Source organism: Pseudarthrobacter sp. (genome assembly GCF_036675385.1).
Classification (GTDB): domain Bacteria; phylum Actinomycetota; class Actinomycetes; order Actinomycetales; family Micrococcaceae; genus Arthrobacter.
In genome coordinates this window covers 1-23,387 of record NZ_JAKFFD010000008.1, presented here as the reverse complement: position 1 = coordinate 23,387, position 23,387 = coordinate 1, and the positions used below count along the sequence as shown (strand labels likewise).

Sequence of the window (23,387 nt, the reverse complement as noted above, 5' to 3'; positions counted from 1 at the left end):
GCTATGACCCGGCAGCAACCGCAGCGGCAACCCGGTTGCGGGGCCGGGTCCGGGCAGTGACCCGCGTCGCTGCCTCACGCCGGGCGCCCACAGTGTTTTCGATGCTGCCGATGCCTTCCACTGTCATCCGGACCACGTCGCCGGTCTTCAGCGGCGGGGGAGTCTTTGCTCCGTTCCGCCCCCACAGCTCGGCCAGGCAGCCGCTGCCGCACGTACCGGAGCCCAGGACGTCGCCCGGCCGTACCACGGAATCCTGCGAGGCGTAGGCCACCAGCTCGGCGAACGGCCACCCCATGTTGGACAGCAGATCCTGGCCGATGGCTTCGCCGTTAACCTCCACGGCCATGGAGATGGGCAGGAATCCGTCGGCATCGTGCCGGGCTTCGAACTCGTCCGCCGTGACAATCCACGGCCCCAGAGTGTTGGCGAAATCCTTGCCCTTGCACGGTCCCAGGCTGACTTTCATCTCACGGCGCTGCAGGTCCCGCGCGGACCAGTCGTTCAGGACCGTGTAGCCGAAAATATGCCGGTGTGCCTCCGCGGCGGTCAGGTTGCGCGCATCGCTCCCCGGAACGCGGCCGACGACGGCAGCCACCTCTGTTTCAAAGTCCAGGTCTTCGCACCCGGCCGGAATACCGATCACCTCGCCGGTGCCGGTCACCGTGTGCGGGTTGGTGAAATAGAAGGTGGGTGCCTCGTACCATTCGGGCACTACGCCGGCCACGCCGTCGATGCTTTTCCGGACCCCTTCGACGTGTTCCTCGAACGCCACGAAGTCCCGGATGGTGGCCGGTACCAGTGGGGCGAGCAACTGCACATCGGCAAGCGGCACGGGCGCGGCGGAGCCGACAGTTTCAGCGGCGAGAGCCAGCGTTGCGTCGAGTCCGGCGTCCAGCAGTGTCTGGACGGTCTGGCCGGCGGGCAGGGCGTAGCAGGTTCCGTTGTTGACGAAGCCGGACTGCGTCCCGCCGTCGTGGTTCCAGCGTGCGATCTTGACCATGTGAGTGTTCCTTTATGCGTTGGGTCGGGCGGTCAGTGCGGCCGCCGCAATGATGCCCAGCGTCCGTGCGTTACTGCCCAAAACCAGAGCCTCGTCGTCGGCAGGGAGCCCGGCAGCCTGGACCTCGTCCACCGGGAGGTCGGCTCCCATATCGAACGGGTAGTCGGAGCCGAGCATCACGTGCTCCGGCCCCGCGGCGGCGACGAGGGCCCGCAGCTCGGCCGTGCTGTGGACCAGAGAGTCGAAGTACAGCTTCTTCAGGTACGACGACGGCGGCGCGGCGCAGGTGCGTGCCTCGGGCCGCACCTTCCAGGCGTGGTCCGAGCGTCCGATAGTGGTGGGAAGGTATCCGCCGCCGTGTGCTGCCAGCACTTTGAGGCCCGGGTGGCGGTCCAGGACGCCGCTGAAGATCAGGTGTGATAGCGCCACCGCGTTCTCGGCCGGCTGCGAGACGGTGTTTGCGAGGTAGAAGCGGTCCAGCCGCTCATCCAGCGAGCAGCCGAACGGGTGCAGGAAAACCAGGGCACCGAGTTCCTCGGCCCGGCTCCAGAAGGGTTCCAGGCGCGGGTCGGAAAGTTCAACGGTGCCACGCTCGGGATGGTCCGGCGTGGCGGCGAACGAGCCGATCTCCACGCCGAGCAGCCCGCAGCCCGGGACGGCATGCTCGAGCGCTTCCACCATCAGTGAGGGATGCTGCAGCGGGACCAGGCCCAGGCCGTTGAGCCGGTCCGGCGCGCGGTCCACGAAGTCCCGAACAGCCTGGTTAGCGGCTTTGGCCACCTGCAGGGCCAGCTCTCCGGCGGCGAAGTAGTAGAAGTGCGACGGCGACGGCGAGACCAGCTGCACGTCCACCCCCTGGGCGTCCATGTCCGCGAGCCGGCGGTCCAGGTCTGTCAGTTGTGGCCAACGCTCCTTGATCATCTTGCCGGAGGCGGCCATGGATTCCGGCCCGTTGCGCCGCACTTCCAGGGCCTGCTGGGCGGCGAAGTTATCGGGATCCGCTTCGGCCACCAGTTGCTGGAGGGCGGGGAGCAGGATATGGGCGTGGACGTCTACGGTGGGGCTTCTGTCTTCGGCTGGGTAGGTGCTCATGCGGGTTCCTTGACCATGCTGGAGACCGAGTGGATGAGGCCGGGCACGTCGGCGTCGCGGACGCCGTCGAGCATCCATTGGCCCAGCTGGACAGAGCCGTTGACTACTGCCTTGGCCCGTTCCAGGCGGCGGTCGGTGAACTCTTTCCACAGCGTCTCGGTGACCTGGTCGGCTTGGATCAGCAGTTCCGCCAGCACGGCGGCGTCTTCAAGGGCCATGGCGGCACCCTGGGCAATCGTGGGCGGGCAGCTGTGGGCGGCATCGCCGATGATCACGGTGCGGCCGCGGTTCCAGGGGCCGTCCACAAGGTGGGTGGTGAAGCGGGTGTAGTTGATGCGGGCACTGTGGTCCAGGTTGGCGCGGATCTCGTTCCAGGGGCCGCCGTAGGCTGCGGCGAGTCCGGCCATGATGCGGGGGCCGTCCTCGTGGTTGCGTTCCTGTGCCTTTTCGACGAGGTAGGCGTACATGGTGTCTGGGCCGGTGGGGCAGTAGCCGGCAATGAAACACGGGCCGCCGTAGGTAAGGTCCGTGCGGACCACGTCCTCGGGCCGCTCAACGAAGGCACGCCAGATGCCCATGCCGGTGGACACGGGTTCAACGTCAATGCCGATGGCTTTGCGGACGGCGGAGTGCAGCCCGTCGGCACCGATCAGGAGGTCGTAACGGACGTTGTCGCCGTCGGCGGTGCTCACGGTGACGGAACCGCCGTCGTCCGTTACCGCGGTGACGGTCTTGCCGTAGCTGATCCGCGCTCCGGCCTGCTCAGCACGTTCGCGGAGGATGGCGGTCATGTCGGGGCGGTACATGCCCAACGTGGCGGGGAGGTCCTCGCCGCCTGTACGCATGTCTTCCAACACGGCGATGAGGGTTCCGGCAGGGTCGGGGGCGCGCAGTCCAAGGGTGCTGAACGCATAGCCCTTCGCCGCGATCTGCTCCCAGATGCCGAGCTGACGGAAGATCCGCAAGGCATTTCCCTGCAGCGTGATGCCGGATCCTACGGTCTGAGGCGTTTCGGCTTTTTCCAGAATTTCGACCTGGATTCCGGCGTCGGCCAGCAGGATGGCTGCCGTCAGACCTGCGGCTCCCGCTCCGACGATTCCGACGTTCCGTACTGCTGCCATCGCTGACTCCTTTGTATTGACGGCGTAACTGCTGGTGGTTGTGTAGCTGTTGTATATATAGTGCCGCTGGCGACTACCTGACGGTGATCACCGGAACGCCATTACCGCACGGCGATTGGGTTGACGGGCGATCCGACAGCGCCAGTAATCGGAAGCGGTGCCGCGCTGAGCAGGAAGTCGTACCTGCCATCCGCCGCGCACGCTTCAGCGAGCCCGTCCGGATCCCACATCTCGCCAAGGAACAGCCCGAGGTTGGGGATGGCGATCTGGTGGAGTGGCTGGAAGGCGCCATCGAACTCGTTGGGGCGGACTTCGAAGCCCCAGGTGTCGGTGGCGATTCCGGCGATTTCGCTGCGGTGCAGCCAGGGCGCGGTGTTGAAGGACAGGCCCGGAGCGGAGCCGCCGGCGTAGTCGCCCCAGCCGTCCCGGCGGACCCGGGTGTGCTGTCCGGTGCGGATCACCACGATGTCGCCGCGCCCCACTTTGGAGGTGGGCCCCTGCAGTTCAATGGTCCGCTCAAGGTGCTCGGGGGTGATGGCGAACCCGTCCGGCAGCTCGCCGTCGCTCCTTCCCAGCTCGGGACCGAGCGCACGGCCGACGTCCAGCAGAACGCCGCGGGTGACGATCTTGGCCGCAGCGGTTTCGATGCCGGTCACCAGATCGCCCTCGGACGTCACCACATCGCCGGCAGCGCGTCCGTTCCATGCTTTGCCGCGGTCGAAGATGTGGCCGAGGCCGTCCCACTGAGTGGAGCACTGCAGTGGCATGGAAATCACGTCGTCAGCGCCGCCAAAACCGTGCGGGAAGCCCTGGTTGCCGCGTTCGGCGTCCACACCCGTGTCGGTCATCGTGTGGACGGGGTTGGTGCGGCGACGCCATCCCTTCTGCGGCCCGTTAGTGTCGAACGGCTGGGACAGCGAAAAGGCCTCGCCCGTTTTCACCAGCGCCGCCGCTTCGATGCGCTTGGCAGCACCGATGAAGTTGAGGGTCCCCAAAACGTCATCGTCGCCCCAACGGCCCCAGTTGTTGTATTTCAACGCCGCCGCCATGATGCTGCCCAGCGGGTCTGCACGCCGGATCAGCGGGGAATCAACTGCCGATTCCCCGCTGCCGGTGCCGGCGGGTGCCGTGGGCTGCGTGGTCACTGCTGACTGCTTTCAGCCCGGACTTCGTCCTTGCAGTGGATTAGCTGGGTGCCCAGTCCGGTGATGGTGCCTTCCATAACGTCGCCGTCCTGGAGTAGCCGGCCCCAGTGCTGGCCATTGCCGGCTGGGCTTCCGGTCAGGACCAGGTCGCCCGGGCGCAGCGGCATGATCTGGGACGCTTCGCTGACCAGCTTGGCCACGCCGAAGATCATGTCCAGGGTGGATTCGTCCTGCATGACCTGGCCATTGAGTTTCAATGTCACCCGCACGTCCTGCGGGTCGCCGAAGAACTTGGCCGGCACCAGTAGTGGACCTGTGGGCAGGAATCCCGGGGCGTTTTTGGCGCGGTACCAGTCCGAGCCGATCGCGGGCATGTCCTTGCGGAAAACGTACTCGCGCGTGGTGATGTCGTTGACCATGGTGTAGCCGAACACATACTCCAGTGCCTCCTCCGGGGTAACTCGGAACGCTGTCCTGCCGATGACAGCCGCCAGTTCAAGCTCCCAGTCGTGGGATTTGGAGTAGGCCGGCAGGGTGAGATCCTCCGTGGCGGAAGCGACCGCCGTCGGAAGTCCGATGAAGAAGTACGGCGTCCCTTGGCCCGCGCGCTTGTCCATCATCGCAGCGGTCTTGGCGCGGACTTCTTCCTCGTCCTGGCCCGGTTCGCGGTGCGCGGCGGCGAGATCGATCACGTGCTTGCGGTAGTTCGCGCCGGTCTGCAGGACCTGGACCGGTTCCACGGGGGCGAGAATTTCGACCTCGGCCACCGCCAGGCCAGTGTCCATGCCGGCGGAGGCTGCGAGGGTGTCCAACTGGCTTTCGGTGGTGTCCCAATGTTCGATCAGGGAGTTGATGTCTCCGTCCAGCGGCAGGACGCGCCCGGCGGCCAGCAGGCCCACACGGGCCTTGCCGTCGCCGGCCTCCTGGAACCGGACCAGGGAGTATGTCGCTTCAGGCATATTCCCTCAGCCCCGTCCCTGCTTGGCGTACGGGTTCAGGAGGGCTTCCTTCATTTCCGGGGACGCGCCTTCTTCGGTGGCGGTGAAGCCCTCGGACGGGGGGAAGGACTCTGTCATGGAGTGCGGCATGGCGCCGTTCTTGTAGAAGTTGTTGGAGCCTTCGGAGGGCTTCCAGGTGTTGGCTTCCCAGTCCGGGACGTAGTTGCGGTAGCCGCCGGAGTTGAGCTCCACGCGCAGGCCTGACGGTTCGCGGAAGTAGAGGAAGTTTTGCTCGCCCACGCCGTGGATGGACGGGCCGTATTCCATGGCGGTGCCGTTTTCCATCATGACGTCGGCGGTGCGGAGCAGGTCCTCGGTGGCGTCCACCCAGAAGGCGATGTGGTTGACGCGGCCTGCACGGCTGGAGGTGTCCAGGACCACGCCGAGGTCGTGGGACTTTTCGTTGGTGGTCAGCACGGAGAAGACCGTGATGGGCGCCTCGTCCAGGTCCACGAACGCCATAACGCGGAAGCCCAGGGCTTCGTTGTACCACTTGGCGAAACCTCGGACGTCGGAAGATGCCACGGTGACGTGGTCCAGGAAACGGGGTGCAGCAGCGTGGCTGCTGCGGCGCTCCGGGCGGTCCGGGTAGGTGGACTCGAACCCGGGCTCCGCGACGAACTTGTCCACGTCGTAGAAGAGGCGCATGGCGTGGCCGTAGGGGCCGGTGAATTCGTAGGCCTTGCCGTAGCCGTGACCGCCGGCGGTCCAGCTGCCCTGGACACCCGTTGCTTCGACGCGCTGGGCCGCCGCTTCGAGGGCGGCCTGGGAGTTTGTCCGCCACGACATCCGGCCCAGTGACGCTTCCGGTCCTTCGGTCAGGACCAGGCTGTAGCGGTAGTAGTCGCCCCAGCAGCGCAGGTAGACGTTGCCGTTTACCCGGTCAATAATGCGCATGCCGAACTTTTCCTCGTAGAACCGGGCCGACGCTTCGACGTCGGGAGTGGTGATCTCGAGGTGGGCAAGATGGGAGAGGGGAGTTTCCACGTTGAAGTCCTTCTGAGTTCTGGCTGCTTCTGGGCGCTGCAGGTCTTGGAACTACTCTGAAGGAGTTCAGATATTCGAGGAAGGGGAACTTCTTGATATCAAGTATCTGTCCGGCGGATACCCGAAAGATGGGGTGGGAAGTTGGTCCGCGGAGATTGGGGGAGCAGCTCCGCTACAAGTTGCTGACTTTGCGCCGCCGTCGTTCAGTGCGGCGGAGTTGCAGGATGCGCGTGCCACCCGCGATCGCCACGAGTATGCCGCCTCCCACTGCTGCGATGAAGAACGCCACGCCCTGGGCAAGCCGGCCCTCCCAGCCAAGGAACTTGACCGAGACCATGTCCTGGTTCTGAATGAAGAAGATGATCAGGAGCACCAGTACCGCGAGGCTGACGGCCACGGCACTCCAAATGACCGCGGCGCGCGTGACGCGTGGCGAAGCAGTCTTAGGTGCAGGCGCGGGCTCGCTGCGCTGAACCGTGGGCTGGGAATCCGGTGTGGGCGGTACAGCGGCGGGCGGCAGCGGTTCTTCTGAGGTCATACGGTCATTGTCTCTCTGCACTGGCCATTTGGCGGGATGCGGCGAGCATCCGAACGTTGGTAGCCCCACATAGGGCAGTCGAGACGCGGAAACCCGCCCACCCGCACGGAACTGACGGCAGCTCCTTGCGGATGAGCTGGTTAGTGACGGTGCAGCCTGAACCCTGAGCCTTACTCCTTGCCGAGCCCGGCCGCGGAGGTCCTCGCGCCGGTCACCTCGTTGAGGGCCGTCAGGTCAAAGATGCCGTTGATGTCCGCCTGCTTGGTGGTGCCGGCTGCCACGCCGTCCTTGAGCAGCTTGGGGTAAGTTCCGGCGAGCGGATCCACAGTGAAGACGATGTTCTTCAGGGACCGCTCGATCACGTCGGCCTTGAGTTCGGCGCCGGCAGCTTCCTTGAGGGCAGCGTTGATGACGCTGGCCTTTTCGCCGGCAGCGGCACAGTTCAGCCAGTCAACAGACTTGGCGTGGCCCTTGAGCAGCGCCTTCACGGTGTCCGGGTGCTCGGCGGCGAACTTCTTGTTGACGATCAGGATGGTGGTGGGGAACTCGCCGGCCTTGCCGGAGAGTGAGCCGTCCCAGAGGTCCTTTTCGTCCACCAGGACCTTGGCGCCGGCGGTCAGCACCAGGCGGGAGGCCCAGGGCTCGGGCAGCCACGCGCCGTCGAGTTTTCCGTCCTGGAACAGTTTCAGCGTCTGGGCATTTTCGGTGGGGTTGATGGCCACGTCGCCGCTGCCGTCCACATTGGTCTTGTAGCCCTGCGTGGCGAGCCAGGCACGGAGCGCCACATCCTGCGTGCCGCCGAGCTGCGGCGAGGCGAGGGTCTTGCCCTTCAGGTCCGCGGCGGAGTTGATTTCCGGCTTGACCACCAGCTGCGCGCCGCCCGCGGCTGCTCCGGCAATGATGCTGATGGACTCCCCGCCGCTCTTGACGAACGAGTTGATGGCCGGGTTCGGGCCGATGTAGGTGGCGTCGATGGCGCCGGCGTTCAGCGCCTCGATCGCGGCGGGCCCGGCGTTGAAGACCTGCGTGCTGAGCTTGGTATCGCCCAGTTCTTTGGCGATGTAGCCCTGGCTGACACCCACCAATGCCGGTGCGTGCGTCACGTTGCCGAAGTAGCCGAGTTTGAGCTCTGCTGCCGGGTTGCCGGCCGGTGGGGCGGAGGATGCCGCGGAGGTGGCGGCGTTGTTGCCGGAGACGGCCGAGGCCACAGCCACGCCGCCGCCGACCAGCGCCAGAATTCCGGCCACGATGCCGATCTTCAGGCCCAGCGGACGCTTCGGAGCGGAAGCCTGGCCGGCCACGATGCGGGTGGCGGCCGGCTGGTTTTGCGGAGTGTTATCCGGGGGAGTTGTCACGGTATTTCCTTTGCTTGCGGAGATGTTGAAGATGAGGTTACGGACGGCCCCCAGGCCCCACAACGGCACCGGACACGGACGTTCATGCAACGACGTGAAGGCTCAACAGAACGTAGCGCGGCGTTAAAAAACGTCGCCGGGCGACTCCAACAGGCCAGCCCAGGGAGGAGGCTTCACGGCCCGGGAAGCCCGCCGCCCCACGTAGACTGGCAGGATGCGGCTGGTAGCAAGTGATATTGACGGAACGATTCTTGGGCACGACGGAAAGATCAGCGACCGCACCGTCCGGGCCTTCCACGCCTGCAGGGACGCCGGCATCGAGCTCGTTTTTGTCACCGGCCGCCCGCCGCGCTGGCTCCACCCGCTGGAGGAACAGCTGGGCCACACCGGCACTGTCATCTGTTCCAACGGCGCCGTGGTGTGGGACCTCGAAGCGGACCGGCTGGTTTCCGCCCGGACGCTGGGCATTGACGCGGTGCTGGAACTGCGGCGGATCATCAAGGAACTGCGCCCCGCCGCGCTCTTCGCCGCGGAAACACTGACCGGATTCCATCTTGAGCCCGGTTTCATCGAGAACGGCACCAGCGAGCTGCTGGCCGAATTTACCCCCGCCCCGCTGGCCGAAACGCTGACCCCGGACGACGCCGTCGTGAAGTTCCTGGCGATTGTCAGGGATGGCACCGCGGACGACTTCCTGGCCGCGGTGCGGCCCGCCGTCGCCCATCTGGCGTCCGCCACGCACTCCGCGCCCACCGTGGCGATGCTGGAACTGTCCCTCCCCGGCGTCAACAAGGCCGTCACCCTGGCCGAATACGCCAACTCCCTGTCCATTGACGCGGCCGACGTCGTGGCGTTCGGGGACATGCCCAACGACGTCGAGATGCTGCGCTGGGCAGGCCACGGGTACGCCATGGCCAGCGGCCATCCGGACGCCATCAGCGCCGCCGGGCAGCAGGCACCCCACTTTGACGACGACGGCGTGGCCCAGGTTCTCGAGGCCAGGCTCGCGGCGCTGGGCGTAGAGCTGTCCTGATCCCGGCTCTGTGGCCGGAAATTCACAGCTTCCGCTCACCTTCCGTTCACGTTTGCCGCCTACCGTGGGCTACGGATACACATCCGCGGCTAAAGGGGAAGTCATGGCAAGGAACGGCAACCAACGCGCGGCCGAAGCGCCGCTGCGCCCGGCAGAGCCGGCTGCGCACTGGAAGGCACTGAAAGAGGGCGACCGCGTGCGCGTCCGCCTCACCCAGGGATACGAAACCAGCGGTTTCGTGGACGCCATCACCTGGGACCACACCGCTGTGTGGGTGGATCTGGACAACGGCCACGGCCGCACACTGCTGCACTGCAGTGACGGCGTGGAGATTGTGCCGCAGGACGCATAGCCCAGCGGCTCCGGTACGCTCGCAAACGTGACTGAGCCGTTTTTTGATGCTTCCGGCGGTGCTGCCCGTCCCTCGCATCCCATCGCCATGGCCCACCGCGGATTCTCGCGGGAGGGGCTGGAGAACTCGATGGCCGCCTTCCGGGCCGCCGCCGAACTTGGCTATGAGTACCTCGAGACGGATGTGCACACCACCTCCGACGGCGTGCTGCTGCTCTTCCACGACGACACCCTGGACCGGGTCACTGACGGCCGTGGCCGGATTTCCGAGCTGACCGCCGCCGAGGTTTCCACCGCGCGGATCGGCGGGCGCGAGCCCGTGCCGCTCTTCGATGACCTGCTGATGGCCTTCCCGGCCACCCGGCTGAACCTGGACGTCAAAGACTGGAACTCCGTGCAAAGCCTTGCCGCCGGCATCGAACGGCACGCCGCACATGACCGGGTCCTGGTGGCCAGTTTTTCAGACCGCCGACGCCGGGCGGTGCTGAAGCTGCTGAGCCGTCCGGTGGCGTCGTCGGCAGGGATGGTGACGAACGCGCTGCTTGTCCTCTTCGGCCCGGTGCTTCCGGCCGCGTGGCTGCGATTTGTCCTGCGGGGTCCGTTGCGGGATGTCCAGGCGCTGCAGGTTCCGGTCCGGTACGGGGCGATCCGCGTGGTAACGCCTGCCTATGTGCGGAGGGCGCACGCCCTGGGCCTGGTGGTCCATGTGTGGACCATCAACCACCCCGCCGAAATGCACCGGTTGCTGGACCTGGGCGTGGACGGGATCGTGACGGACCGCGCGGATCTGCTGAAGCAGGTCCTGCAGGAGCGAGGCGAGTGGCCCGGCAGCTGACTTGCGTTAGTCGGAGCCGCCGGGACCGTGGGTGCCGTGATCGGCTGCGGCGGCGAGGCGGCGGAGCCCGTCGGGGTCAAGCGGCGTATTCCATGCCGCCCAATCCTTCGGCTGCACCGAGGGCCGGCCCAGCAGGTAGCCCTGGCCGGCGCTGAAGCCCAACTCGGTGAGGACCATCAGTTCCTCGGCGGTTTCAACACCTTCGGCCACCAGAATACTGCCGATCTGCTCCGCGAAGTCCACCAGGCAAGCGGCCAGGGCGTGCTGGGACGTATCCGTGTCCACGCCGCTGATCACGTTCCTGCCCAGCTTGATGAAGTCGGGCCGCAGATGGAGCATCCGGCTGAGGGCGCCCGCGCCGGGGTGTGAGTCATCGATTGCAATGCGCAGCCCGCGTTCCCGGAGCGGCGTAATTGCGGAAACGAAATGCGAGTATTCCTCGTCCGGAATTCCGTCCGTCAATTCGAGCACAATGCGGTCTATTGGCAGCTCGATGTGGTCGAACAATTCGGGCAGCCGGGGATCCAGGCATGACGTGGGGGAGATGTTCAGGGCGACGTAGACGTGCGGGGGGAGTTTTGCGGCAGCGGCGGCTGCGGCTGCGAGTGCCGAGAATTCCAGGTTGGCGCCCAATCCAACGGCGGTCGCCTCGGCGAACCAGAGTTCCGCGCTGGCGCCGTCGTCGCTGACAAAGCGCGACAACGCCTCTACGCCCACAACGGCCTTGGACTCGAGGCCGTAGATGGGCTGGAACGCGGTCATCAGCATCTGGTTTTCCAGCAGCGCGCTGATCCGCGACAGGCTGCGCAGGGAATCCAGCTGCTCGGCCACGTGTGGCGGCATGGCGCTGGGAGGCTGCGGGAAGCGCGCGGTGTCGGGCGTATCCGCGTCTGTGGTGTCTTGTTGCCGGCGTTCCAGAAGATATTCCAGCAGGGCCCGTTCCGGCATACCGGGGTTTTCCCCCAAGCGGTTGCTAAGGCGCTGACGTATTGCCGCTCCGGCAGGATCGGAATCCGCCAAAACCGCCGCAATAACTCCCCAAGCTTGTACCCGAACCGTCATTAGCAACGCCCCCAGTTGACGAAGTAATGGCTCCTTGGCCCCTTTATTTTCAAATTTCCAGATGCCTTCGGAATTCGTTACTTCTGATTAATGCCGATCTTCCTGGCCTCGAAGAATCGGATACCGCAACTTGATCGTATATCGGGATGATCCAAAAGCGCAGCCCTTAATCGATCAACCTCAATTACTTTCGGAAGAAGTTTCGGCCAACAGCGCAGGAATCCGCTCGGGCGGGACGGGCTTGCTGAAGAAGTAGCCCTGCGCGCTGAGGCACCCGAGGTTCCGGAGGTGCTCGGCCTGTTCCGCCGTTTCCACGCCTTCCCACACAGCTTCGAGCCCGCAGGCGCGCACCAACTGCAGGACTGCAGCCACCAGTGCCGGCTGGCTGGGGTCTGTGCCCAGGCCCTCGATCAGGGACCGGTCCACTTTGACCCGGTCCACGGGGAGCCGGCGCAGGTAGCTGATGGAGGAGTATCCGGTACCGAAGTCGTCGATCTCGATCCCTACCCCCAGCCCGCGCAGCCCGCCCAGGGAATACCGGTCCAGTTCGTTGCCCCTGACGATGGCCGCTTCGGTCAGCTCCAGGACAACCTGCTCGGGGCGGACGCCTGTCTCCTTGAGCACGGCGCGGACGTCCTCGATGAACTGCAGGCTCTGCAGATCCGTTGCCGAGATGTTGACCCGGACGGAAAACCGGCTGTCCACCACGTCGCCATCAATCCAGGTGCGTAGCTGGCCTACAGCGGTGCTGAGCACCCACAGGCCCAGTTCGGAGATCAGGCCGGCATCCTCTGCCAGCGGGATGAACTCGTCCGGCATGATGCGGCCGCGGGTGGGGTGGTCCCAGCGGATCAGGGCTTCCACCCCTTCAATGCGGCCGGTGCCCAGTTCAACCACGGGCTGGTAGTGCAGCACCAGGCCGTTGCCCTTGATGGCGGCCCGGAGATCCTCCAGGAGTTGGCTGCGGAGCCTCCGGATGAGCAGGAGCCCGGGTTCGAAGACGTGAAGCCGGTTCTGGCCCTCGGCTTTGGAGGCGTACATGGCCACATCGGCCTCCATCAGCAGGTCCTCGGCCCTCCGCCCGGCCGCCCCGACGCTGAGTCCTACGCTCGCCCCGCAGCGGACGGTCCGGTCAGGCAGGTCAATGGGTTCCTTAATGGCGGCCAGGATGCGCTGGCCTACGACGGTGGCCTGGTCGGCGCCCGTGGCCGGCATAACGATGGCGAACTCGTCCCCGCCCAGCCGGGCAACCACGTCGCTGGTCCGGACGGCGCTGCGGATGCGTTGCGCCACGGTGATCAGGACCTGATCGCCGGCAGTGTGGCCGAGGGTGTCGTTGATGGATTTGAAGGCATCAAGGTCAAGGAGGAGGATGACGGGCTGGCTGAGGGGATCGCCGTCGTGGTCCTGGGCGGACTTCAGCGCGGACAGAAGCGCCGAGCGGTTGGCGAGGCCCGTGAGGGGATCCTGCATGGCCATCATCTGCATTTCGCGGTGGGCTTCGTGCAGCAGCTGTGTGCGGACCTCAACACGCTGCTCAAGCTCTTCGTAGATGATCTGCAGGTCCTCGGCCAGGAGGTTGGTGCCCATGATGATGGCGTCGAGCTCGTCCCGGGCCGGCGATACTTCTATCCGCGACTGGAGGTCTCCGGAGGCGAGCCGGACGATGCCATCGAGCAGCTGGGAGAGCCTGGGGTCATCGTCAGCGAACATCTGGTGCCTCCTTTCCGGGTTCAGGTTCCGTGGGACGCGTGGGCTCCAAGGCGGAGGTTCACGGTGACAGTGGTGCCAACGCCCAGCTCCGAGGTTACGTCAATGCGGCCGCCGTGGCGTTGGACGATGTCCTGCGTGATGGCGAGCCCAAGCCCGGTGCCCGGAACCGCCCCGGACATCGCGTTCGAGGCGCGGTAGAAGCGGGTGAAGATGTGGGCTATCTCGTCGCTGGAGATCCCTATCCCGCTGTCTGAGACGCTGACCGTCGCCCAGCGGGTGCCGTCTGCATCTGCCCGCGTCAGGCTGACGACGTCGATCTGTCCGCCGCTGGGGGTGAACTTGATGGCGTTGGAGACCAGATTCGTGAAAACCTGCTGCAGCTGGACCTCATCGGCGAGGATTTCCTGATCCTCCGAGGCATGGGCCATCACAATGGTGACGTTCTGCACTGTCGCGAGCGGCCTGAGCGCAGCGGTGACGATCTCCAGAGTCCGAGCCAGCCGGACAGGGGTCAGGTGCAGCGGGCTTTGTTCATGCCCGTTGCGGGAAACGCTCAGCATGTCTTCGATCAGCAACCGCAGCCGTTCCGCGTTCCTGACCACGATGTCCAGCATCTGGTGGACCTCGCTGGACACGGGATCGGACGTATTCTCCTGGATCATGTCCAGGTACGCCATGATCGATGTCAGCGGCGTGCGGAGCTCATGGTTGACCGTGGCCAGGAAGTCGGTTTTGGCTTTGTCCAGCTGCTGGAGCTGCTTGACCACCTGCTGCTGGCTGGTGATCAGGTGGCTTTGGATCAGGCCGTGGGCGGTATTGCCTGCCACGTGCTGGATCAGTGCCAGCTCGGCCCGTGACCATTCCCTGGGCGAGTTAAGCAGGGCGATCCAAATGATTCCCAGGGACGAGCTGCCGTCCCCCATCGGGACGGCCACGGATGCCGCGGCGCGCAGCTTCGCGAGTTCGGCCGGCAGTTGGACGTCGCCGGTGCCCAGCGGTGCGAAAGCTCCGTCCGCTGTCAGGGCCTCAGCCCGCGACCACAGTGCGTCAGCCGTCCTGCGCACCGGGTCTTCGTCCGTGAACAATCCTTCGGGCAGCGGAGCCAGGCCGGGCCGCTGCCACTGGGCGGTGATGGGTGGCACCCTGTCGTCGTCGAATGTGGTCAGCCAGACTCGGTCCGCGCCGAACGTCTCGCCGAACCCCCTGACCACAAAGTCGGCGATCTGTTGCGGATGGTTGGTTCCGCGGACCGCCGCGGATACCTGCCGCAGCCTTTCGCGGAGCGTCTCGGCTTCCTGCCGCGCTTCGTTCCGGCGGGAGACCAGGTTGATCAGGGCTGTGGCGCGGTGGACGAGTTCCTTGGCAGCAGGCGGTTTGGCGATGGAGTCCCGTACGCCGGCATGCTCCACTGACTTGACCTCTGCCGGACTGTCGAGATCCACGAGGACCAGCACAGGGGCGGTCGCGTCGACGTCGGAGAGTGAACTGTCCAGGATCAGGACGGAGGGCTCGCGCTGGTCCAGAAGCGCCGACAGGCTGGCGGCGTCGTCGGCAGTTTTGACCGTGAAGCCCGCAGCTTCCAGTGCCGCCGTGGTGGATTCCCGGCGCCCGGCGTCGGGGTCCGCAACGACAGCCAGGTATGGCACGGTTGCGAAATGTGGTGTGACCGCTGGCAAACCTGCCCCCTTCGCTCCTGAGTGAGCACCTGCTTGCTCCTGACTGAGTACATTGTAGGGTGACGAAGCACACCTGTTCCTATAAGAATGCGCGGAGGGTAATCGTGACGAGTCAGCCTGCAGGAGCGGCCAAGGCGGACCTGACGCTGGATGAACGGGGTGTTATCCAGCTGAAGTGGCCGCGGGGTGTGTCAATTACGGAATCCGACGCTGAGGCGGCCATGCAGAAGGTCAATGACCTGTGCGGCACCCGCCGACACCCCATGCTGGTGGATATGGCCACCACGGCCAAGGTCAGCCGGGGAGCCCGCACGGTTTTTGGCCGTCCCTGCCAGGCCTCGCGCATTGCGCTGCTGGGGGCGTCGCCCGTTGACAGAGTTCTTGCCAACTTCATCCTGGGCATCAACAAAGTGCCCTGCCCCACCCGGTTCTTTACGTCCCGAGACGACGCCATGGCCTGGCTGCTGAAGGAGCCAGCGGCCACCGCCTGAACGGACCCGCCCGACCAAACCGCTGCGGCGTGTTCGGCGACCTATATTTGTACGATGCCATCCCCAGCGAAACCGGTGCTCGCCGCCTTGCGGAAGTACCTCATCCTGCCCAAACTGATCAGGCTGTCCTGGTCGGCGCCCAAAAACAGGACCGTGGCCTGGGACAGGTACTGGGCGGGAATCACCCGGACAGGCGCCCGCAGTGACGTGCTGTGGGACTCCGGCACGGACCAGGAGCTGCTGGGCTACCGGGACATCCTGCAGCGGCACTTCGATCCCAGCCTTCCCGTGGTGGATGTGGGGTGCGGGCACGGCGCCTTCAGCCGCGCGCTGACTGCTTTTTCACCGCAGGTCCTGGGCGTTGACGTGTCTGCACACGCGGTGGCTCGTGCCCGGGACGAATCAGCGGGCGTTGTGGGTGTCAGCTATCGGGCCCGTGACATGACCGAGCCGGGGGCTGCTTCCGGGCTGGTGGGATCCACGGATGCCAACGTCTTTGTCCGTGGTGTGCTGCATGTCCTGACCGAGGCCGATCAGGCCGCGCTGATGGAAAATCTGAGGCAGCTGGTGGGCGCCCGTGGCACAGTCTTTCTGGCGGAGACGAACTTCCAGGGCAACCCGGTGGAGTACGTCGCGCATTTGGGTGCGTCGCTGCGGAGCATCCCGGCCCCACTGGAGCTCGCGATCCGGACACTGCCCATGCCGGGCCACTTCGGACCGCAGGAGCTCGCCCGTGTGATGCCCAGGGGCCGGTGGACGCTGGTGGAGGACGGGGCCGTGACCATCGAGACCAACCCGCTGATGGATGCCGGGGGGAGCAGCCGCATACCGGGCTACTTTGCGGTGCTCAAGGCCAAGGATCCCGACGCCGGCCGGTAGGGGGCGCCCCGCGCTGTCCGCATGCCGGATTTGGCAAGCGCTTTCCCGAAGTTGGCTGGCATGATGGACGGCATGCGCATTCTCATCGCTCCGGACAAGTTCAAGGGCTCGCTCACCGCCGCGGAGGCCGCCGCCGCCATCGCCGAAGGTGCGCTGCGCGTCTACCCGGACGCCGTCGCCAACCAGTTTCCAATCGCCGACGGCGGTGAAGGAACCCTGGAGGCTGCCGTTTCGGCCGGCTACGAGGAGCGGCTCAACGCCGTCGTGGGTCCCATCCTCGCCCCCGTGGGCGCCGCCTGGGCCATCCGGAAGAACGCCGACGGCGGTGCTACCGCCGTCATCGAGACGGCGCAGGCCTCCGGCCTGGCCGAGATGGAGCCCACCCCCGCCAACGCCCTGCGGGCCCACAGCTACGGCTGCGGACAGCTGATCGCCGCGGCCCTCGACGCCGGAGCCACCGAGATTGTGCTGGGTCTGGGCGGATCGGCCATGACCGACGGCGGCAGCGGTGCCCTGCGTGCGCTGGGCCTCAAGCCGCTGGACGCCGCCGGCAACGTTGTTCCGCTGGGCGGCGGATCACTCGCCGACGTTGCAGCCCTCGACACCACCGGACTGGACCCGCGGCTGTCCGCCGCCTCGTTCAGGATCGCCGTGGACGTCCAGAACCCCCTCTATGGCGCCACAGGCGCGGCCCACGTCTTCGGGGCCCAGAAGGGCGCCGACGACGAGGCAATGGAACAGCTCGACGCCGGTCTCCGCAACTGGGCGTCTGTACTCCGGGAGGCCACTGGCCGGGACGTCAACATCCCGGGAGCCGGGGCGGCGGGCGGCTTCCCGGCGTCGTTCCTTGCCTTCACCAACGCCCGGCTGGAAGGCGGGTTCGCGCTCGTCGCCGGGCTCACCGGCCTCGCGGGCCAACTGGACAACGCCGACCTGGTGATCACCGGCGAGGGTTCCATGGACTCGCAGTCGCTGACCGGCAAGGCCCCCATCGCGCTCGCCGACGCAGCCCGGGAACGCGGGATCCCGGTGATCGTGGTGGCGGGGCGGATCATGGTGACGCCCGAGGACCTCGCGGCGCACGGCGTGGTAGCCGCCGCGCAGCTGCTGGATGTCGCGGCCAGCCCGGAAGACGCCGTCGCCAACGCGGCAAAACACCTGGCCTGGGCTACCAGCCAGGTTCTGGAAGGCGCCTGAAGCCAGCCCCCCGGCAATAAGCGGCCCCGGCGGCAAGCGTCCCCGGGCGGCGCTGGGCTTACGGCTTGGGCTGCGGCTGACTCGGCACGCGCCGCTCAGGCCCCGGTCTCGTAATGCGGCTCGGCCACCGGCTTGGACTCCGGTGAGCCCTTTTCTCGGAGGTAGACGGAGGCGCCCACCAGGACGGCCACGGCGAGGAATTCGCTTTGCCAGTTCTGGAAGGATTCGAACCAGAACCTGCTGGTGGCCAAGTACTGGAACAGGGTGACGGTGGGCTGCCCGTGGGTTTGCTGCTCCTCGTTGTAGGCCGACGTTCCGCCGGCGGCGTGCAGGCTGAACGAGGCAACAAACAGCAACAGCAGGAGGATGGACAGGGAGTGCTCATACAGCTTCAGCACCAGGCCGCCGCGCTTCACTGGCCACGGCGTGGCCTCCCTGATGGAGGCATCGCGCGGGTCCTGGTCCTGCGGGGCGGTCTTTCCCATGGGCTTGGATTCGGAGGATCCCTTCTGGAAAAGGAAGACGGTCAGGACCACGTACATGGCCATCTGCAGGAACTCGGACTCCCAGTTTTCAAAGGTGGCTTCGACAAAATCGCCCGTGGACAGGTACTCCAGAACCGTTACGCCCGGCTCGCCGTGGGCCGCCTGATCCTCGCTGTACGCTGCAGCCCCGGAGAGGATCATGCCAATGAAAAACGCCAGGAACAGCCCGGCGTTGGCGAGCAAAAGCCCGTGTTCTTTGACCCACGTGCGCATGTGCACTCCTTCGAATCGATCCCCGGCAACTTGCTGGCTTATTGACCTGGCTATTATTCGGCTGCGCGTCTATTGAGCCGTAGCGGGACGTAGATGAGCAGCACCAGGAGGACCGCCAGCAGGATTCCGCCGGCGGTCAGGCCGGCGGCGCGGCCGGCCGTCACATCAAAGACCAGGGCGGCTGTCCCGACACTGAGCATCCCCACGCCGGCCAAGGCAATTTTGGTAATGGTGTCTGCGCTGGAGACCAGGGTTTCCTTTAGCCTTTGGCGGAAGAGCCGGCGGTGGACGCTGACGGGCAGCAGGATAAAGGCGGTGGTCAGGGTCGCCATCACGACGTTGACGAGGTAGAGGCCCACCTGGAAATTGTCCAGGTCCTCGAACCGCTGCTGGAACGGCAGTGTCAGGAGAAAACCGGCCAGGATCTGGACCCCGGTCTGCAGCATCCGGAGTTCCTGCAGCAACTCAGACCAGTTCCGGTCAAGCTGCTCCTCGCGGGTTTCATTCCGGCCGGTGCTGCCGGTGAAGTCCTCCGCATCCGACATGTTTCTCCTTGCTCCAGGGCTAGGCGTGTGCTCCAAAACTAGGCTGAAGTTGCGCCAACGGCAACGTTTGATAAGTTTACTGATTATTTGCCGATTCAAATGATGAGGGCACGTCAGATTCACATCCACAACAAGGAGGAACCATGAGTCAGGACAACCAGGGCACGGAACCGGACGAGGAAGTGGGCGGCTACGGCACGCCGACGGCGGAACAGGAGCTGGGCGGCGCGGAGACGAACGCTCCCGTGGTCGAGCCGGGGGAACCGCCCGTCCCGCGCGATGCCGTCGTGCCTTCCGCCGAGGCGGAGATCAACGACGCCAACGCCGATTCGCAGGGTTCTGGACCCTTCTCGTCGGAATCCGGACAGGATGCTGCCGGCCTGCCGGACGGCAGCGGAACCGACCGCGCCAAGAACAAATCACCGAACGACGACGGCGACGAAAGTTTCGACGCCGGGTAAGCACTGTTCTGTGCCCGGACTGCGGTTTTTATGTGGGTGGACCGCGCCCAGGGGGCCTTCACCGGACGTATCCTAGAAGCAGGTTTTGCAGTGGGCCACGCGTTTCGAACCTAGGCGTGGAACATGGCCGCGGAGACACCGGGGGAGCCGGGCTGGGAATCGCTTCCCGACCCCCAGGATGTGGTGTTCGACAGCACGGATGTTGAAGACTTCCTTGCTGCGGTTACCCGCGAGTTCATGCGCGACATCGATGGCGATTCCCGCGGGATCAGCTGGGCTGCCACCTTCTTCCGCCGCGGATCGGCCCGAACCGCCGCCGCCGGCACCCCCGCGGCCCGCGCCGCAGACGAAGAACAGTACTCGTTTGCAGACGGACCCGTGCTTGAGGCCGTGCGCACGGGGGATTTTGTGCACCTGGCCGACGTCGCCCGCGACCGGCGATGGCCGGGCTATGCCAGTGCTGCCGCGGACCACGGCGTCAGATCGCTGCTGTCAATGCCGATTGCGGCCGCCGCCGGCTGGAGCGCCGCACTAAGCCTCTACGCGTCCACTCCCCACGCCTTCACCAGCGAGGACATCATCAGGACGCGCCGGTATGCGCGGCAGGTTGCCCGGTCGCTGTGGATGGTGGTACGGGTGGCGGAGCGGGCCGAAGCCGGCGCGCAACTGGCGGTAGCCCAAAGCTCCATGGTGCTTATGGACCTGGCAGTGAGCGCCCTCAAATCCGATTACGGACTCGGCCATGAGGCGGCCCTGCAGTACCTCCGGACCGTCGCGCGGCACACCCGCCAGGGGCTTCGTGAGACCGCCTTGAATATTGTGGCTGCCTCGCGCCTGGACCCGGCCGGACGTGGCCAGGAAAACGCCCCTCTCCGGGGACTCGCTGGAATTGAAACCTCCTCCCTCAGCGAGGGACCCTACAAAACAGGGAGCACGGCATGAACGTCTGGAAACAGGACATTGCAGCCAAGAACACCGCTGTGGATCCGGCGCCCCACCCGTGGCACCGCCTCGTGGCACTGGGCGATTCCTTTACCGAGGGGATCGGGGATCCCGAGCCGCGCAGCGAGGGTGGTTTTCGCGGCTGGGCGGACCGTGTGGCCGAGGAGCTCAGTGCGAACCAGCCTGATTTCGCCTACGCCAACCTTGCCGTCCGGGGCCTGCTGGTACAGCAGATCCTCGACCACCAGCTTGCCGCGGCGGTCGCCCTGAAACCTGACCTGGTCACGCTCTCCGCCGGCGGTAACGACATTGTTTTCCGGCGCAGCGATCCTGACCGGCTCGCAGAAAAAATCGACGACGGCGTGGCCCAACTGGCAAGGTCCGGCGCCACCGTGGTCCTCTTTGCCGGGCCGGACTGGGGTGCGACGCCGGTCTTCAGCCAGATCCGCGGCAAAGTGGCCATCTTCAACGAGAACCTCCACGCGGTGGCGGCGCGACACGACGCGGTCATGGTTGACCTGTGGTTCCTACGCGAACTGTCGAACCCGGGCATGTGGGATCCGGACCGGCTGCACTTCTCACCGCTGGGGCACCACACCATCGCCGCGGCCGTGCTGAAGGCCCTGGGTGTTGCGCACACGCTGGAGCCGTTGGAGCCTAAGCCACCGCTGCCCCGCAGCTGGAAGGAGGCCAGGACCGAGGACCTCATCTGGGCCCGGGAATACCTGGTTCCGTGGGTGATCCGGCAACTGAAGCACCCCGCAGCAGGGGAGCTGACCGCCAAGCGCCCCGAGCCGCGGCCGGTCTTCGGCATCGGAACCCCGCCCGGACCGTTCATCGGCGGTCACGCGGCCTGACGCAGCAGCCGGACGCGGGTGCGGACGGGTCAGCGCTTCTTGTGCGCGCGTTTCGCTGCTGCGTTGACGGCTGCCTTGACGGCGGGAGGCAGGCCCGCATGCTCCGTTTCCGGTTCGGCCACCGAGCCGCGTGCCTTCGCGATGGCTTTCATGCCGTGGTAAATCACCAGGGCGGCGGCGGAGCCGAGGGCGATGCCCGTGAACGTCAGCTCCCCGATGGTCCATGTGTAATCCGCGATGCCGATGATCAGCGCGACGGCGGCGGTGGTCAGGTTCACGGGGTTGGAGAAGTTCACCTTGTTCTGCACCCAGATCTTGACGCCCAGGATGCCGATCATGCCGTACAGCATGGTGGCCGCTCCGCCCAGCACGCCCTGCGGGACCGTGGCAATGAGTTCGCCGAATTTCGGCGAGAAGCTCAGCACAATGGCGAAGACGCCGGCAACCCAGTACGCCGCCGTCGAATACACCTTGGTGGCCGCCATAACGCCGATGTTCTCCGCGTACGTGGTGGTGCCTGAGCCGCCGCCGATGCCGGCGAGGACCGTGGCGGCACCGTCGGCCATCAGCGCGCGGCCGGAGACGCCGTCGAGGTTCTGGCCGGTCATGGCCGCCACGGACTTTACGTGCCCGATGTTCTCCGCAACGAGGACCAGCACCACGGGGACAAAGAGGCCAAGCACGCCCACGTGGAATTCGGGGGTCTGGAAGTGCGGCAGGCCGACCCAGGCGGCGGCCTCCATTTTTTCGTAGCTCACTTCGCCGCGCAGCATGGCCACGAGGTACCCCACCACCACGCCCACCAGGATGCTGAGCCGGCCGACAATTCCGCGGAAAAGAACGCTGACCAGGATGATGGTGGCCAGCGTGATCACGGCGGTGACGGGGGCGGCGTCGAAGTTCATTTTCGCCGCGGGGGCAAGGTTCAGGCCGATCAGCGCCACGATGGCGCCGGTGACGATGGGCGGCATCAGCCGGTTGATCCAGCCCGCGCCGAACTTCTGCACGATCGCGCCGATCAGGGCGAGTGCGACGCCGGCGAGCACCACTCCGCCCAGCGCGCCGGGCACGCCGAACTGCTGCTGGGACGCCATGATGGGCGCGATGAACGCGAAGCTGGAGCCGAGGTAGCTGGGAACGCGGCCCTTGGTGATCACCAGGAACAGCAGCGTGCCGATGCCGGAGAAGAAGAGGGTGGTGGCCGGCGGCATGCCGGTGATGATGGGCACCAGGAAGGTGGCTCCGAACATGGCCACGACGTGCTGCATGCCCACGCCGATGGTCAGGGGCCACGCCAGCCGCTCATCCGGAGCAACCACATGGCCGGGCTTAATCGATTTGCCGGTGCCGTGGAGCTTCCATTTCATTCCGAGCATGCTCATGGTCGGGGCCTTTCAAGGGGGTTGCCGCTGGGGCTGGGATCTTCCGGTGCAACAATACCGCGCGGCCCGGTCCGGGTTCAGCAAGTGCTGTCGAGTGCCTTCCGCGCGATCCTCAATACTTCCCAGGCCAGCTCATTGCTGGGCGCGTACGGGGTGAGGTTTAGCGGTCCAGGTGGATACGCCAGATTAATGGTCAACTGGCGCCTGGCGTCCGGGGTTGTCAGGGCCATCGTTCCGTATCCTGCCGTGTCGCCCGGGTGGCCGTAGTAGAAGCCGCCTTCGCAGGCGTCGCCCCACCGCTCGAGGCCCAGCCCGTAGCCCTCGGGCGCCAGAAGCATCTCTTTGACGGTGGCCGGCTTCAGGAGCCGCCCGTCCATTAGGGCAGCGTAGAACGTGTTCAGGTCGCCAACGGTCGAGACCAGGCCGGCCGCGGTGTCGCCGATGAGCCCGGCCAGGTACGTCGTGTCGACGCGAACGCCGTCGATGGTGATGTAGCCGTGGACCATGGTTGCGGGTGCCGGGCCGGGTCCCGTCAGGTGGGTGCCGGTCAGCTTGAGGGGTTCGATAGTGTCTGACCGGAGGACCTCGGCGATGGGCTGGCCGCGAAGGCGCTGCACCATGAGGCCAAGGGCAATGTAGTTCGCGTTGGCGTACTGCATGCCACCGCCGGGAGTCAGCACCCAGGGCACGCTGGCTGTCAGGGCAAGAATTTCTTCAGCCGTGATGGGCTGCGTCAGCGCATGCTGCAGCGTGCGCGACGTCAGCTGCGGGTCGTGATAGTTGGGCATTCCGCTGGTGTGGCGCAGGAGATGCTCCACCGTGACAGGGCCTGGCGGCTTCATCAGGGTGTCGAATTCGGGGAGGTGTCGTCCCACCGGGTCCTGGAGCTGGATGATGCCTTCCTCGACGAGCTTGAGGACCGAAACGGCCACCATGGACTTGGTGACACTGGCGACGTGGACCGGGTCG

The 23,387-nt window shown here is 66.0% G+C and carries 24 protein-coding genes; 9 read left to right on the top strand and 15 right to left on the bottom strand.

All coding sequences use genetic code 11. From position 1 onward, the window contains the following. Position 1: 1 nt before the first annotated feature. From V6M49_RS00675 to V6M49_RS00640, 8 genes are all read right to left on the bottom strand, one after another. Positions 2 to 1,000 carry a fumarylacetoacetate hydrolase family protein gene (locus V6M49_RS00675; protein WP_332759453.1) on the bottom strand — a complete coding sequence of 333 codons (999 nt, stop codon included), beginning with the start codon at positions 998 to 1,000 and terminating at the stop codon, positions 2 to 4. Between the two features lie 12 nt (positions 1,001 to 1,012). Continuing rightward, on the bottom strand, positions 1,013 to 2,092 hold the full coding sequence (locus V6M49_RS00670; RefSeq protein WP_332759452.1) for an amidohydrolase family protein: 1,080 nt from the start codon (positions 2,090 to 2,092) through the stop codon (positions 1,013 to 1,015). Continuing rightward, entirely contained in the window at positions 2,089 to 3,213 is a 1,125-nt protein-coding gene (locus V6M49_RS00665; protein ID WP_332759450.1) for an FAD-dependent monooxygenase, read from the bottom strand. The genes V6M49_RS00670 and V6M49_RS00665 overlap by 4 nt, the downstream gene beginning before the upstream one ends. A 101-nt stretch (positions 3,214 to 3,314) precedes the next feature. Then, positions 3,315 to 4,358: a cyclase family protein gene (locus V6M49_RS00660; protein ID WP_332759449.1), complete on the bottom strand. Its 1,044-nt coding sequence runs from the start codon at positions 4,356 to 4,358 to the stop codon at positions 3,315 to 3,317. Next, positions 4,355 to 5,317 carry a fumarylacetoacetate hydrolase family protein gene (locus tag V6M49_RS00655; protein WP_332759447.1) on the bottom strand — a complete coding sequence of 321 codons (963 nt, stop codon included), beginning with the start codon at positions 5,315 to 5,317 and terminating at the stop codon, positions 4,355 to 4,357. Before V6M49_RS00655 ends, V6M49_RS00660 begins: the two co-directional genes overlap by 4 nt. Before the next feature lie 6 nt (positions 5,318 to 5,323). Next, the gene (locus V6M49_RS00650; RefSeq protein ID WP_332759446.1) at positions 5,324 to 6,343 is read right to left on the bottom strand and encodes a VOC family protein; all 1,020 of its coding nucleotides are present in this window, start codon (positions 6,341 to 6,343) and stop codon (positions 5,324 to 5,326) included. 172 nt (positions 6,344 to 6,515) lie between these two features. Next, positions 6,516 to 6,881: a LapA family protein gene (locus tag V6M49_RS00645; RefSeq protein WP_332759445.1), complete on the bottom strand. Its 366-nt coding sequence runs from the start codon at positions 6,879 to 6,881 to the stop codon at positions 6,516 to 6,518. A 170-nt stretch (positions 6,882 to 7,051) separates the two neighbouring features. Beyond that, on the bottom strand, positions 7,052 to 8,236 hold the full coding sequence (locus tag V6M49_RS00640) for an ABC transporter substrate-binding protein (RefSeq protein WP_332759444.1): 1,185 nt from the start codon (positions 8,234 to 8,236) through the stop codon (positions 7,052 to 7,054). Between the two features lie 214 nt (positions 8,237 to 8,450). On the opposite strand from V6M49_RS00640, the gene V6M49_RS00635 reads away from it, so the two are divergent. The 3 genes from V6M49_RS00635 (at position 8,451) to V6M49_RS00625 (ending at position 10,455) form a co-directional block, all read left to right on the top strand. Next, the gene (locus tag V6M49_RS00635) at positions 8,451 to 9,269 is read left to right on the top strand and encodes an HAD family hydrolase (protein WP_104060211.1); all 819 of its coding nucleotides are present in this window, start codon (positions 8,451 to 8,453) and stop codon (positions 9,267 to 9,269) included. Between the two features lie 103 nt (positions 9,270 to 9,372). Next, on the top strand, positions 9,373 to 9,621 hold the full coding sequence (locus tag V6M49_RS00630) for a hypothetical protein (protein ID WP_332759442.1): 249 nt from the start codon (positions 9,373 to 9,375) through the stop codon (positions 9,619 to 9,621). A gap of 27 nt (positions 9,622 to 9,648) precedes the next feature. Beyond that, positions 9,649 to 10,455, top strand: coding sequence for a glycerophosphodiester phosphodiesterase (locus tag V6M49_RS00625; RefSeq protein WP_442959681.1), 807 nt, complete (start codon positions 9,649 to 9,651; stop codon positions 10,453 to 10,455). Positions 10,456 to 10,461: 6 nt separating this feature from the next. On the opposite strand, the gene V6M49_RS00620 is transcribed toward V6M49_RS00625, so the two are convergent. From V6M49_RS00620 to V6M49_RS00610, 3 genes are all read right to left on the bottom strand, one after another. Next, complete coding sequence (locus V6M49_RS00620) at positions 10,462 to 11,403, bottom strand: EAL domain-containing protein (protein ID WP_332759440.1); 942 nt, start codon at positions 11,401 to 11,403, stop codon at positions 10,462 to 10,464. A gap of 294 nt (positions 11,404 to 11,697) precedes the next feature. Then, positions 11,698 to 13,230: a putative bifunctional diguanylate cyclase/phosphodiesterase gene (locus V6M49_RS00615; RefSeq protein ID WP_332759439.1), complete on the bottom strand. Its 1,533-nt coding sequence runs from the start codon at positions 13,228 to 13,230 to the stop codon at positions 11,698 to 11,700. 20 nt (positions 13,231 to 13,250) lie between these two features. Continuing rightward, positions 13,251 to 14,876 (bottom strand): ATP-binding protein, encoded by a 1,626-nt coding sequence (locus V6M49_RS00610; RefSeq protein ID WP_332759438.1) that lies wholly within the window; start codon positions 14,874 to 14,876, stop codon positions 13,251 to 13,253. Positions 14,877 to 15,010: 134 nt separating this feature from the next. On the opposite strand from V6M49_RS00610, the gene V6M49_RS00605 reads away from it, so the two are divergent. The 3 genes from V6M49_RS00605 (at position 15,011) to V6M49_RS00595 (ending at position 17,473) form a co-directional block, all read left to right on the top strand. After that, a complete protein-coding gene (locus V6M49_RS00605; protein ID WP_332759436.1) occupies positions 15,011 to 15,397 on the top strand; it encodes a DUF7793 family protein in 387 nt (128 codons plus the stop codon). A gap of 54 nt (positions 15,398 to 15,451) precedes the next feature. Further along, entirely contained in the window at positions 15,452 to 16,276 is an 825-nt protein-coding gene (locus tag V6M49_RS00600; RefSeq protein ID WP_332759435.1) for a class I SAM-dependent methyltransferase, read from the top strand. Positions 16,277 to 16,348: 72 nt separating this feature from the next. Next, positions 16,349 to 17,473: a glycerate kinase gene (locus V6M49_RS00595; protein WP_332759434.1), complete on the top strand. Its 1,125-nt coding sequence runs from the start codon at positions 16,349 to 16,351 to the stop codon at positions 17,471 to 17,473. A gap of 95 nt (positions 17,474 to 17,568) precedes the next feature. On the opposite strand, the gene V6M49_RS00590 is transcribed toward V6M49_RS00595, so the two are convergent. Both V6M49_RS00590 and V6M49_RS00585 read right to left on the bottom strand, forming a co-directional pair. Continuing rightward, positions 17,569 to 18,231, bottom strand: a complete 663-nt coding sequence (locus tag V6M49_RS00590) for a DUF6766 family protein (protein ID WP_141139089.1) — start codon at positions 18,229 to 18,231, stop codon at positions 17,569 to 17,571. Positions 18,232 to 18,284: 53 nt separating this feature from the next. Continuing rightward, positions 18,285 to 18,776 carry a DUF6328 family protein gene (locus tag V6M49_RS00585; RefSeq protein ID WP_141139090.1) on the bottom strand — a complete coding sequence of 164 codons (492 nt, stop codon included), beginning with the start codon at positions 18,774 to 18,776 and terminating at the stop codon, positions 18,285 to 18,287. Positions 18,777 to 18,919: 143 nt separating this feature from the next. On the opposite strand from V6M49_RS00585, the gene V6M49_RS00580 reads away from it, so the two are divergent. From V6M49_RS00580 to V6M49_RS00570, 3 genes are all read left to right on the top strand, one after another. Then, positions 18,920 to 19,237, top strand: coding sequence for a hypothetical protein (locus V6M49_RS00580; RefSeq protein WP_141139091.1), 318 nt, complete (start codon positions 18,920 to 18,922; stop codon positions 19,235 to 19,237). A gap of 123 nt (positions 19,238 to 19,360) precedes the next feature. Further along, positions 19,361 to 20,179, top strand: coding sequence for a GAF domain-containing protein (locus V6M49_RS00575; RefSeq protein ID WP_332759433.1), 819 nt, complete (start codon positions 19,361 to 19,363; stop codon positions 20,177 to 20,179). Continuing rightward, a complete protein-coding gene (locus V6M49_RS00570; protein ID WP_332759432.1) occupies positions 20,176 to 21,036 on the top strand; it encodes an SGNH/GDSL hydrolase family protein in 861 nt (286 codons plus the stop codon). Before V6M49_RS00575 ends, V6M49_RS00570 begins: the two co-directional genes overlap by 4 nt. A gap of 29 nt (positions 21,037 to 21,065) precedes the next feature. Here the strand turns inward: V6M49_RS00570 and V6M49_RS00565 are convergent, their stop codons facing one another. Both V6M49_RS00565 and V6M49_RS00560 read right to left on the bottom strand, forming a co-directional pair. Continuing rightward, positions 21,066 to 22,418, bottom strand: coding sequence for a uracil-xanthine permease family protein (locus tag V6M49_RS00565; RefSeq protein WP_141139094.1), 1,353 nt, complete (start codon positions 22,416 to 22,418; stop codon positions 21,066 to 21,068). Between the two features lie 77 nt (positions 22,419 to 22,495). After that, positions 22,496 to 23,387, bottom strand: an 892-nt coding sequence (locus V6M49_RS00560; RefSeq protein WP_332759431.1) for a serine hydrolase domain-containing protein, incomplete at its 5' end; no start/stop codon positions are given.

Coding starts and splice junctions, on each gene's coding strand:
- V6M49_RS00600 (WP_332759435.1), top strand. CDS start 15,452: ATGCCATCCCCAGCGAAACCGGTGCTCGCCGCCTTGCGGAAGTACCTC.
- V6M49_RS00635 (WP_104060211.1), top strand. CDS start 8,451: ATGCGGCTGGTAGCAAGTGATATTGACGGAACGATTCTTGGGCACGAC.
- V6M49_RS00590 (WP_141139089.1), bottom strand. CDS start 18,231: ATGCGCACGTGGGTCAAAGAACACGGGCTTTTGCTCGCCAACGCCGGG.
- V6M49_RS00615 (WP_332759439.1), bottom strand. CDS start 13,230: ATGTTCGCTGACGATGACCCCAGGCTCTCCCAGCTGCTCGATGGCATC.
- V6M49_RS00630 (WP_332759442.1), top strand. CDS start 9,373: ATGGCAAGGAACGGCAACCAACGCGCGGCCGAAGCGCCGCTGCGCCCG.
- V6M49_RS00665 (WP_332759450.1), bottom strand. CDS start 3,213: ATGGCAGCAGTACGGAACGTCGGAATCGTCGGAGCGGGAGCCGCAGGT.
- V6M49_RS00595 (WP_332759434.1), top strand. CDS start 16,349: ATGCGCATTCTCATCGCTCCGGACAAGTTCAAGGGCTCGCTCACCGCC.
- V6M49_RS00620 (WP_332759440.1), bottom strand. CDS start 11,403: ATGCCGGAACGGGCCCTGCTGGAATATCTTCTGGAACGCCGGCAACAA.
- V6M49_RS00575 (WP_332759433.1), top strand. CDS start 19,361: ATGGCCGCGGAGACACCGGGGGAGCCGGGCTGGGAATCGCTTCCCGAC.
- V6M49_RS00670 (WP_332759452.1), bottom strand. CDS start 2,092: ATGAGCACCTACCCAGCCGAAGACAGAAGCCCCACCGTAGACGTCCAC.
- V6M49_RS00645 (WP_332759445.1), bottom strand. CDS start 6,881: ATGACCTCAGAAGAACCGCTGCCGCCCGCCGCTGTACCGCCCACACCG.
- V6M49_RS00580 (WP_141139091.1), top strand. CDS start 18,920: ATGAGTCAGGACAACCAGGGCACGGAACCGGACGAGGAAGTGGGCGGC.
- V6M49_RS00570 (WP_332759432.1), top strand. CDS start 20,176: ATGAACGTCTGGAAACAGGACATTGCAGCCAAGAACACCGCTGTGGAT.
- V6M49_RS00565 (WP_141139094.1), bottom strand. CDS start 22,418: ATGAGCATGCTCGGAATGAAATGGAAGCTCCACGGCACCGGCAAATCG.
- V6M49_RS00655 (WP_332759447.1), bottom strand. CDS start 5,317: ATGCCTGAAGCGACATACTCCCTGGTCCGGTTCCAGGAGGCCGGCGAC.
- V6M49_RS00675 (WP_332759453.1), bottom strand. CDS start 1,000: ATGGTCAAGATCGCACGCTGGAACCACGACGGCGGGACGCAGTCCGGC.
- V6M49_RS00585 (WP_141139090.1), bottom strand. CDS start 18,776: ATGTCGGATGCGGAGGACTTCACCGGCAGCACCGGCCGGAATGAAACC.